This window comes from Streptomyces sp. WM6378 (genome assembly GCF_001279695.1).
In the GTDB taxonomy this organism is placed as follows: domain Bacteria; phylum Actinomycetota; class Actinomycetes; order Streptomycetales; family Streptomycetaceae; genus Streptomyces.
The window spans coordinates 1-10,511 of record NZ_LGDD01000049.1 but is presented as its reverse complement, the minus strand read 5'-3'; the positions used below and the strand labels follow the sequence as shown (position 1 = coordinate 10,511).

10 protein-coding genes are annotated in these 10,511 nt (G+C 69.0%); 6 read left to right on the top strand and 4 right to left on the bottom strand.

Going from position 1 to position 10,511, the window contains the following annotated elements:
• A partial coding sequence (locus ADK54_RS07645) for a methylmalonyl-CoA mutase family protein (protein WP_234391952.1) occupies positions 1 to 287 on the top strand: 287 nt, incomplete at its 5' end.
• Between the two features lie 15 nt (positions 288 to 302).
• The gene (locus ADK54_RS07640) at positions 303 to 752 is read left to right on the top strand and encodes a cobalamin B12-binding domain-containing protein (RefSeq protein WP_053724776.1); all 450 of its coding nucleotides are present in this window, start codon (positions 303 to 305) and stop codon (positions 750 to 752) included.
• 115 nt (positions 753 to 867) lie between these two features.
• Here the strand turns inward: ADK54_RS07640 and ADK54_RS07635 are convergent, their stop codons facing one another.
• Positions 868 to 1,536, bottom strand: a complete 669-nt coding sequence (locus tag ADK54_RS07635; protein ID WP_053724775.1) for a DUF4097 family beta strand repeat-containing protein — start codon at positions 1,534 to 1,536, stop codon at positions 868 to 870.
• A 232-nt stretch (positions 1,537 to 1,768) separates the two neighbouring features.
• On the opposite strand from ADK54_RS07635, the gene ADK54_RS07630 reads away from it, so the two are divergent.
• Positions 1,769 to 2,503, top strand: a complete 735-nt coding sequence (locus ADK54_RS07630) for a GbsR/MarR family transcriptional regulator (protein WP_053724774.1) — start codon at positions 1,769 to 1,771, stop codon at positions 2,501 to 2,503.
• Between the two features lie 40 nt (positions 2,504 to 2,543).
• Here the strand turns inward: ADK54_RS07630 and ADK54_RS07625 are convergent, their stop codons facing one another.
• Positions 2,544 to 3,083, bottom strand: a complete 540-nt coding sequence (locus tag ADK54_RS07625; RefSeq protein WP_053724773.1) for a GNAT family N-acetyltransferase — start codon at positions 3,081 to 3,083, stop codon at positions 2,544 to 2,546.
• Positions 3,084 to 3,401: 318 nt separating this feature from the next.
• On the opposite strand from ADK54_RS07625, the gene ADK54_RS07620 reads away from it, so the two are divergent.
• From ADK54_RS07620 to ADK54_RS07610, 3 genes are all read left to right on the top strand, one after another.
• Positions 3,402 to 5,651: an MMPL family transporter gene (locus tag ADK54_RS07620; protein WP_053724772.1), complete on the top strand. Its 2,250-nt coding sequence runs from the start codon at positions 3,402 to 3,404 to the stop codon at positions 5,649 to 5,651.
• A 399-nt stretch (positions 5,652 to 6,050) separates the two neighbouring features.
• Positions 6,051 to 6,743: a DUF4097 family beta strand repeat-containing protein gene (locus tag ADK54_RS07615; protein ID WP_053724771.1), complete on the top strand. Its 693-nt coding sequence runs from the start codon at positions 6,051 to 6,053 to the stop codon at positions 6,741 to 6,743.
• 104 nt (positions 6,744 to 6,847) lie between these two features.
• Positions 6,848 to 7,978: a serine hydrolase domain-containing protein gene (locus ADK54_RS07610; RefSeq protein WP_053724770.1), complete on the top strand. Its 1,131-nt coding sequence runs from the start codon at positions 6,848 to 6,850 to the stop codon at positions 7,976 to 7,978.
• 126 nt (positions 7,979 to 8,104) lie between these two features.
• On the opposite strand, the gene ADK54_RS07605 is transcribed toward ADK54_RS07610, so the two are convergent.
• Both ADK54_RS07605 and ADK54_RS07600 read right to left on the bottom strand, forming a co-directional pair.
• Complete coding sequence (locus ADK54_RS07605; RefSeq protein WP_053724769.1) at positions 8,105 to 8,881, bottom strand: MerR family transcriptional regulator; 777 nt, start codon at positions 8,879 to 8,881, stop codon at positions 8,105 to 8,107.
• Positions 8,881 to 9,975 (bottom strand): serine hydrolase domain-containing protein, encoded by a 1,095-nt coding sequence (locus ADK54_RS07600; protein WP_053724768.1) that lies wholly within the window; start codon positions 9,973 to 9,975, stop codon positions 8,881 to 8,883. Before ADK54_RS07600 ends, ADK54_RS07605 begins: the two co-directional genes overlap by 1 nt.
• Positions 9,976 to 10,511 lie beyond the last annotated feature (536 nt).

Sequence of the window (10,511 nt, the reverse complement as noted above, 5' to 3'; positions counted from 1 at the left end):
TGGTCGGCGTCAACCGCTTCCAGAACGACACCGAAGACCCCTACGAACCCCTGCGTGTCGACCCCGCCATCGAAGCCCAACAAGCCGAACGCCTCGCGAAGCTGCGTGCCTGGCGGGAGCAGGAGCTTGTCGATGCCGCACTCGTCGCCCTGAAGAAGGCGGCCGAGGGCGACGACAACGTCCTCTACCCGATGAAGGACGCCCTGCGAGCCCGCGCGACCGTCGGGGAGGTCTGCAACGCGCTGCGCGAAGTGTGGGGCACATACGTACCGACGGACGCCTACTGACGGAGGATGTGTGCCATGCCCACTGCCCACCGGGGTTTCACCGCCCCCATCCGGGTCATCGTGGCCAAGCCGGGCCTTGACGGGCACGATCGCGGAGCCAAGGTGATCGCCCGGGCCCTGCGTGACACCGGTGTCGAGGTCGTCTACACCGGCTTGCACCAGACGCCACGTCAGATCGTCGACACCGCCCTTCAGGAGGACGCCGACGGCATAGGGCTGTCCGTCCTGTCCGGCGCCCACATGACCCTCTTCGCCCAGGTCATGGAGATGCTGAGGGAGCAGGATGCCACCGACATCACGGTGTTCGGCGGCGGCATCATTCCCGAGGCCGACATCGGCCCGCTGCGCGAACTGGGGGTGGCGGCCCTGTTCACCCCGGGCACACCGACCCGGGACGTCACCGACTGGGTGCACGCGCACGTCGGTCGTGACGCGGCGCCGCCCGCCGTGACCACGGGCTCGTGACCGCGGGCGGGGCGAGTACAGCCGTACCGGCGACTTGACCGGGCGCGCTGTACTCGCCGTCCCCCTCCGTACCGTCGTGCCGAACGAGTTTTGACGGTATGTCAGATAGCGCGGTTCAGATGCTGCGGGCGGTGATGTCGCCGTAAGCCGTGGTGGCGTGGATGGTGAGGTCGGGGGTGCCACCGGCGTTCTGGAGGCTGTTGCTGATGCGGCCGGAGGTGGTGCCGGCGTCGAGCGCGGCGGAGACGCCCCGGGCGGCGCCGATCGTCAGGTCACCGGCCTGGGTGGTCAGCGTGACGGTGCCGTGCACGGCTTCGGCGATGTTGATGTCGCCCTGCTGGGTGCTGATTTCGGCGGAGCCGCCCAGACGGCCGACCGAGATGGAGCCCGCCTGGAGGGTGAGGCGGGCGCTCGCGGTCTCGTCCAGCTCGACCGAGCCGTGCGCGCCCTCGAAGGTGACGTCGCCGAGCCGCCCGACGCTCCGGAACTCAGCGCTGGCCGCCTTCGCCTCGACGCGGGAGCCGGCGGGCAGGTGGACGGTCACGTCGAGGGAGCCGTTGGCGCCGAGGATCCGGTTCTTCTCCTGTGCGGTCTCGACCCGCAGGACGCCGTCCCGGAATTCGACCGTGGTCTGCTCCGCCGTCTTCACGTCACGGCCCTTCGAGGGGTCCGAGGGCTGCACCTCGACCGTGCTGCCGGCCCCGTCCTCAGCGACGAAGCGAATGCGTCCGGCAGGGATGTCGAGAACGGCGGAGACCGGGGCGGTGGTGTCGAACTTCTGCATCGTGCGCTCCTTCGAAACGTTGTTTCCGATGAGGGAAAAGCTACGTTGCATTCATGGATCTGGCAACACCTTCGTTGCGAAGAATCGGTGTAGTTGCAGGTGGATGAGCTGAATTCGTTGCAACGGACTGGGACGGAATGCAACACCCCTCTCCAGAGGCGTTGCAATGAATTGAGTGCGAACGCTATGCTTGGGGCACTCGGGACGACCATGGAGCGCGAAGGAGACCGTGATGCCGGGAGGCAGACTCACCCAGCAGGAACGTCAGCAGATCGCGCTGGGGGTGGCCGACGGCCTCGCCTACGCGGAAATCGCCCGAGGGCTCGACCGTCCGACCTCGACGATCACGCGTGAGGTGATGCGCAACGGCGGCCCCACCGCCTACCGTGCCGAGCTCGCCCACCGCGCCACCGAACACCGCGCCCACCGGCGCAGGCAGGCCGCCCCCCGAGGGCAGGAGGCGCCCCCGCAGGCCCACGGGCGCGACGCCGAGGCGGTGCGCGCGTACGAGGAGACGTTCACCACCGCCCTCATGCAGGCGGGCACGCCCAAGATGATGGCCCGGGTCCTCGCCTGTCTGTGCACCAGTGACTCGGGCAGCCTGACCGCGTCCGAACTCGTCCAGCGTCTCCAGGTCAGTCCGGCGTCCATCTCCAAGGCGATCGCGTTCCTTGAGAGCCAGGGCCTGGTGCGGCGGGAGCGCGACGAGCGCCGTCGCGAGCGGTACATCGTCGACGACGACGTCTGGTACCAGTCCATGATGGCCAGCGCCCGTGGCACCGCCCAACTCGTCGAGATCGCGCGGCAGGGCGTCGGCGTCCTGGGGTCGGGCACCCCGGCCGCCGCCCGCCTGGAGAACATCGCCCGCTTCCTCGACTTCGTCTCCGAGAGCCTCGCCCGCGCCGCGGACCAGGCGCGCGAAGTCCTGCACACGAAGCCCGGAACGACCGTGGACAGCACCGACTGAGCCACCATCAGATGGCGAACACCGCCGGGCACCGGCTCTCTCAAGCGGACGGCGTGACCGGGGGCCGCAGGCCGAGCCACTGCTCGGCGTCCCAGGCCCGGAACCGCTCCACCTCGGTGAACCCCAGCTTTGCCGCCAGGCGCATCGAGCCGACGTTGGCGGTCTGGGTGGTGAGCACCACCGGCTCGCCGGGAAGCACGCAGTCGAACCAGTCGAGCGCCGCCGCGCACGCCTCGGCGGCGTACCCGAATCCCCATGCACGCGGCAGGAACAGGTAGCCGAGATCGGCCTTCCCCGCGGCAGCCGGGCGACGGTGCTCCGTTGCTCTCCTGAGCAGGATCTGGCCGATCATCGCCCCGTCGAGGTCAACGACGAAACTCCCGGGCCGGCCCTGGGGCACCCCGGGCATCTCGCGCTCAAGTTCGTCACGCGGGCGGGGGCCGCCGAGGTAGGTGTGCACCGCCGGCGACGCCAGCAGCTCGATGAACGCCGCCCGGTCGCGGGCCTCGGGCTCACGGAGCACGAGCCTCTCGGTCCTGATCGGGGAAGGCGGCCAGGCGATGGCGTCGAGTTCAGTCATACCGGCCAGCCAATCAGCAGGCCCAGTGGTGATCAAGGTTCCCGGACCGGTCCACCCACCTGCCCGGGCCCGCCCTTCCCCTCTCGAATCCGACCCGCCGGTGACACGACGGCCTGGTCGCCCGCCCCCACCGCGAGCCGCCCAACTGCCTTGCGTTCAAACGGAGTCCACAGAGTTGCGCTCGTTCTTCACATTCGTGAGCCGATCGTTACGTCGCCCAGCGGAAGGCTGGTTTCCGACTCAAGAAACCGCCTATGCGGTTTGTTATAGTCAAAGGGACCTGCTTGTCCTGCCGACCCCGACGGGAGTCCCTTCGCCGTGGCTACGTTCCTCTACAAACTGGGCCGCCTCGCCTTCCGACGGCGGGGGTTGATGACGCTCCTCTGGGTGCTGGTCTTCGCCGGAGTCGGCTACGCCGCCTCGGTCGCCACCACTCCGCCGGCAGACACGTTCTCCATGCCCGGCACCGAATCCCAGAAGGCGTTCGACCTCCTCCAGAAGAAGTTCCCCGCCGCCGGCGCCGAAGGCGCCAGCGCCCGCGTCGTCATCCGCGCACCTCAGGGCCAGAAGATCTCCGGCCCCGAGGCCAAGAACAAGGTCGAGGCCCTCGTCGCCGACCTCAAGAAGGCCCCCGGCGTCATCGGCGCCACGGACCCCTACCAGGCCAAGACCCTCAGCAAGGACGAGACCACCGCCTACGCGGTCGTCACCTACAAGGAACCGGCCACCAAACTCGCCGACAAGGAGCACGACGGCCTCGACTCCGCCCTCGGCAAGGGCCGGAGCAGCGGTCTCACCGTCGAAGCGGGCGGCGACGCCGTCAAGATCGAGGTCAGCGCGGCCAGCGGCGAGCAGATCGGCATCCTGATCGCCGCGATCGTCCTCTTCCTCACCTTCGGCTCGCTCATCGCCGCCGGCATGCCGCTGCTCACCGCGCTCATCGGCGTCGGCCTCGGCATCTCCGCCATCACCGCCCTGGGCACCACCCTCGGCATCTCCACCACCACCTCGACCCTGGCGCTGATGATCGGCCTGGCCGTCGGCATCGACTACGCCCTCTTCATCATTTCCCGCTACCGCTCCGAGCTCGCCGAAGGCCGCGAGCGCGCCGAGGCCGCCGCCCGGGCCGTCGGCACCGCCGGATCCGCCGTCGTCTTCGCGGGCCTCACCGTGATCATCGCCCTGGCGGGCCTCGCCGTCGTCAACATCCCGATGCTGACGAAGATGGGCATGGCGGCCGCGGGCACGGTCGCGATCGCGGTGCTCATCGCGCTCACCCTGGTCCCCGCCCTCCTGGGCTGGGCCCCCTTCCGAGTCCTGCGCCGCATCGACCGCATGCAGCGCAAGGGCAAGCCGCTCTCGGCCCGCCAGCAGCGCAAGGCCGCCAAGCTGGCCGCCCGCACCAAGCCCAACCTCGGTTCCCGCTGGGCCGGTTACGTCCTGCGCCACCCGGTGGCCGTGCTGCTGGTCGGCGTGGTGGGCCTCGGCGCCCTCGCCGTTCCGGCGGCCAGCCTGGAACTGGGTCTGCCCGGCGAGGGCACGATGGCCAAGACCACCACCCAGCGCAAGGCCTACGACATGCTGTCGGAGTCCTTCGGCCCCGGCTTCAACGGCCCCCTGATGATCACCGTCTCCGGCAAGGACGCGAAGTCCGCCGCCGCCACACTGCGCGCCGACCTCGCCCAGCAGAACGGCGTCGACTCCGTCTCGCCGGCCAGCCCCAACCCGGCCAACGACACCGCCATCCTCAACGTCGTACCCAAGACCGGTCCCACCGACGGCAAGACCGAGGACCTGGTCCACGCGCTGCGTGGCCTCGCCGGTGGCGAAGAGGCCAAGACGGGTGCCGCGGAGATCCTGGTGACCGGCCAGACGGCCATGTTCATCGACTTCTCCAAGACCCTGGACGATGCCCTGCTGCCCTACCTGGGCCTCGTGGTCGGCCTCGCCTTCCTCCTCCTGATGCTGGTCTTCCGCTCCGTCCTGGTCCCGCTGAAGGCGGCTCTCGGCTTCCTGCTGTCGGTCAGCGCGTCGCTCGGCGCGGTGGTCGCGATCTTCCAGTGGGGCTGGCTGAAGGAGGCGTTCAACGTCGAACAGCCCGGCCCGATCATGAGCACCATGCCGATCTTCATGATCGGTGTCGTGTTCGGCCTGGCCATGGACTACGAGGTGTTCCTCGTGTCCCGGATGCGCGAGGCCTACGCCCACGGCGCGGGCCCCGACGAGGCGGTCGTCACCGGCTTCCGTTACGGCGGCCGGGTCGTCAGCGCCGCGGCCATCATCATGGCCAGCGTCTTCTCGGGCTTCATCCTGGACGACAACTCCCTCGTCAAGATGATCGGCTTCGCCCTGGCGACCGCCGTCCTCTTCGACGCGTTCGTGGTCCGGATGGCCATCATCCCGGCCCTGTTCGCCCTGCTCGGCAAGTCGGCGTGGTGGCTGCCGCGCTGGCTCGGCGCCGTCCTGCCCAACGTCGACGTCGAGGGGGAGAAGCTGGCCAAGTACCTGACGCCGGCCCCCGTTGCATCGACGTCCACGGAACGGCGTGAGCACGAGTACATCGGCTGACGCTCCATCAGTTCGCGTTCCCGGCCCGGCGGTTGCCAACCGCCGGGCCGCGGTGTTGTCCGAGGCGGGACGAGCCTGGCTCCTGGTCTGACGTCCCGTCAACTCGCTTCCATGGCCCGGCGGTTACGTACCCGCCGGGCCGCGGTGTTGCCCGTCCGGCCCGGCCGTACCCCCGGGCTGCGGGGCGCGGAGCCCTTTACTGGCTCCGCTATAGCGTTCACTTCCATCTCATTGCAACGCACGCGCTGGGATTGTTGCGTTACCCTCAGGATGGTTGCAACGATTTTCCGGCCTTGACCTGCACCAATGGTGATTTCGCGCAACGTGCATGTTGCTGGATCAATGAATGCAACGTAGCGTTTCTAATGTCAGAAACGACGGGCTGAAGGAGCGCGCACGATGCAGAAGAACCTGAGCACCACGCAGAAGTTCGACACCCCCGCCCCGATCTCCGCCGTTCTCGACATCCCCGCGGGACGCATTCAGTTCATCGCCGCCGACCGGGCCGACACCACCGTCGAGGTCCTGCCCGCCAACCCCTCCAGGAGCCGCGACGCGAAGGCGGCGGAGCAGATCACGGTCGCGTACCGCGACGGCGTCCTGCGGGTCGGGGCCGCACCGGCCAAGAACCGGCTCCTCGGCCACTCCGGATCCGTCGAGGTGACCGTCCAACTGCCCGCGGGCTCCTGCGTCGAGGTGGCTGCGGCCCTGTCCGAACTCCGGGGCGTCGGACGGCTCGGTGACGTCACCTTCGAGGGCGCGCAGGCCACGGTCAAGCTCGACGAGACCGCGAGCGCCCGCCTCACCCTCCAGGCCGGCGACATCTCGGTCGGCCGCCTGGGCGGCCCGGCCGAGATCAGCACCCAGAAGGGCGACCTCCAGGTCGCCGAGGCCGTGCGCGGCACGGTCACGCTGCGCACCGAGCACGGGGCGATCGCGGTCGGCGCCGCCCGCGGTGTCTCCGCCTCGCTCGACGCGGGCACCGGATACGGCCGGATCCACAACACGCTCAAGAACACCGACGGCGCTGCCGCCGGCCTGAACATCCACGCGACCACCGGCTACGGAGACATCACCGCCCGCAGCCTGTAAGAGGGGCACCCCTCGGGCCCGCCGACGGACCCATCCGTTCAGTTCGCATTCCGTTCAGCTCAACTCCGATGAATTCCGCACCAGTTCCCAAGGAGCACACCACCATGTCCAGCATCCTGACCGACCAGGACCGCCCGGAGCTCCAGAGCCTCATCGAGGAAATGACCGAATCCGGTTTCACCGGGGTGACGATGCGGGTGCACGACGAGCGGGGCGAGTGGGTCGGCAGCGCCGGAGTGCGTGAACTGGGCAACAGCGCGAAACCGCCGACGAACGGATACGTGCGGATCGGCAGCAACACCAAGACGTTCACTGCGGCCATGGTGCTGCGACTGGTGGCCGAGGGCACGATCGCGCTGGACGCCTCGGCGGTCGACCACCTGCCCGGGCTCGGTCTCGACCCCAGGATCACGGTACGGATGCTGCTGCAGCACACCAGCGGGGTGTTCAACTTCACCGGCGAGTACTACGACGACGGGACGTTCGCGCCGGGAATCCCCGCCACGACCGCAGGCCAGGAGTGGGTGGACAACCGGTTCACGACCTACCGGCCGGAAGAGCTGGCACGGCTGGCACTGTCCAAGCCGGCGCGGTTCGAGCCGGGCACGGACTGGAGCTACTCCAACACCAACTACCTGCTGGCCAGGCTGCTGATCGAGAACGTCACCGGCCACTCGTTCGCCGAGGAGATGCAGCGGCTGATCCTGGGGCCGCTCGGGCTGTCGGACACCGTGGTGCCGGAAACCAGCCCGGACATCCCCGAACCGCACACCCGGGCCTACTACCGGTACGAGGACGCGGGGCAGGAGCGGACGGTCGACGTCACCCGCCAGAACCCCTCCTGGATCTCCACCGGCGGAGACATGATCTCCACGACCCAGGACCTCCACACGTTCATCTCCGCGCTGATGGGCGGCAGGCTCCTGCCGGCCGAACTGCTGGCCGAGATGTGCACGCCGCACCCCAAGGCCGGTTACGGCCTGGGAGTGTTCGTGCAGAGCACGGGCGAGGACGGCGGCACCGTCATCACCCACAACGGCGGCATGGCGGGCCACGCGGCGCTGATGTACAGCACGCCCGACGGCAGCAAGACCCTGACCGCCGCGCTGAACTACGTCGACGACGCCGCACTGTCCATGGCGGTGCCGTTCCAGAAGGCAGCACAAAGCCTCGTCCAAGAGGTGTTCGGCGGCGGGCGGACGGCGTCGGCCGACACCGCCGAGCCGGGCCACTAGCCGCCGCCTGAGCGCGCTGCCGGGGCGGCCCACTCGTCCAGTTCAGCGGCGGGAGAGCGCGGACCACCGCCCGGCGCGCCCGGCAGCAGCGGACCGGTTGCGCTGCGACAGCGCCGGTGCAGCTCGTCATCGGTGCGGCATGGGTGCGCCTGCAGCGCGCAACTTGGCCTCGGTGAGGGCCGTCAGACGGGCCGCGACCGGCGCCTGCTCCTCGCGGTGGTTGTTGATCAGCTTGTACTGGGCCGATGCCTTGGCCCATGCCTCCAGGCTGGCGTGATCGCCCAGCAGTGCGGGGTTGGCGAGGTAGCGGTCGGCCATGGCGGCCGCCAGTTCCTCGATCCTCGGGTCGTCCGGTTCCCAGGCCCGGGCCTCCCAGCCGCGCTTGATCAGATCGATGTGCTCGGGGTCGTCGAGCCCGTGCTCGAACTGGGCCAGGAAGCCGTCGAAGCCCTGCGGCACCAGCGCCCGGGCCAGCACCAGGGCTTCGCGTTGCACGGCCACGTAGTCGGGGCTGAAACCGAGGCCTGGCATCCGGTCCAGAAGCGCGCAGGCGCGGTCGGGCAACAGGGCCCGGTCGCCGTCGGCGAGCCGGTGCAGCGTGTCGCGGCGGGCGACCAACTCATCGATACGTTCGGTGAGTTGGTGCTCGACATCGGCGAGCGCGGCGCCGAACCGAGCGGCGTCGGCATCGAGCATGGGCCCGATCTCGGCCAGCGGCACACCGGCGGCAGCCAGCGTCCGTACCTGCACCAGCTGCAGCAACTCGCCGGACCCGTACCGCCGATAGCCGGAGCCGTCACGTTCCGGCTCCGCGACCAGGCCGAGCTTGTGGTAGTGCCGCACCGTCTTCACCGTGACGCCGACGAACGACGCCGCCTGCCCGATCGTGACCCCGTTCCTCATCAGCCCACCTTGCCGCAGAACACCGCGTCGACGAAACGCCGCTGGGCGGCCTGGAATGCCGGGGCTATCGCCAGTTCGGCATCGTCCACCCAGGTAAGCCCGGCGGTCAGGGTCCTGCTGCCGTCGGAGGAGCTGTACATCAGCGCCGCCGACCCCATGATGGCGCCGTTGTGGTGGAAGACGGTGCCGCTGCCCGTCTCCTGGGCGAACACCCCCAGGCCGTAACCGACCGTGGCCTCCGGCCTGCGCATCTCGGCCAGCAGTTCGGCCGGCAGGAGCCTGCCGCCCATCAGGGCGGAGATGAACGTGTGCAGGTCCTGAGTGGTCGAGATCAAGTCACCACCGGCTCCGACCCAGGACGGGTTCTGGCGGGTGACATCGACAGTCCGCTCCTGCCCGGCGTCCTCGTAGCGGTAGTAGCCGTGGTTGTGCGGCTCGGGGATCTCCGGTGACGCGCCCGGTGCCACAGTGCCGGTCATCCCCAGCGGCCCCAGGACCAGCCGCTGCAACTCCTCCCTGAACGAACGCCCGGTGACCCTCTCGACCACCAGCCGGGCCAGTACGTAGTTGGTGTTTGAGTAGCTCCAGCCCGTACCCGGGGCGAACCGCGCCGGCTTGGATAACGACAGCCGTACGAGCTCTTCGGGCCGGTAGGTGTGGAACCGGTTGTCTACCCACTCCTTGCCCTGCCAAGGAACCCCCAGCACGATCGTCCCGTCCTCGTAGAGCTCGCCGGTGTGGTTGAAGATCCCGCTGGTGTGCTGCAGCAACATCCGCACCGTGATCCGCCGGTCGAGACCGAACTCGGGCAGGTAGTCATCGGCCGGGGAGTCCAGGCCTATCCGGCCCTCGGCCACCAGCATGAGCACTGAGGTGGCGACGAAGCTCTTGGTGCTGCTGCCGATGCGGAAGTGCCCGTCGGCCAGCGGCTTGGCGCTCTGCCCCAGCTCCCGCACGCCGGCGCTGCCGACCCACTCGCCCTGCTCGTCGTGCACCCGCAGTTGCACCCCGACGAAATCGGACTCGACCAACTCCTCGATCACCGCCTGCAACTGCGGGCGGTCCTGTCCCTGTCCGGAAGCAGTGGTGGACATAGTGGTTGGCTCCTTCGCATTGTCGTGCCGCTGCGAAGAGCCTCCACCCTGCCCCAAGGTCAACCTCAACCGTGATCCAACCCACAGCGGCGCCCAGCTGGCGCGCCGGGGTTCCTTGTGATGGAGAGATTCTACATGGTGCATCACTTTGTCTCCGGCGGATCCATGACCCACCTGCATGAGGCGGGTCATGCAGGTGATGTTTGCGAGCTCACCTGAACTACCTTGGGCGGGGACCAAGTGGCCATCCTTCGCAACAACCAAGCGCCCCATTCTCACAGCCAGCTTGGCCCGCGTGGCGGGCCTGAGGCTTGGAGGCGAAGCCGGAAAGGCGAGGCGGGGGAGCGCAGCGAACCTGCCTTTAGGCCGCGTAGCGGCCGGTTTCTGCCCGGCAAGGCCGGGCTTGAAGTCTGAAGCGAAGCGTAGGACTTCACCAGCCCAGCGGGCTGGGCTCCCGCGAAGCGGGAGCAACCCCCGTGCGCAGCACGGGGGTTCAAGCCGAGCGTAGCGAGGCTTGTCTTTGCACAGCGCGCAGC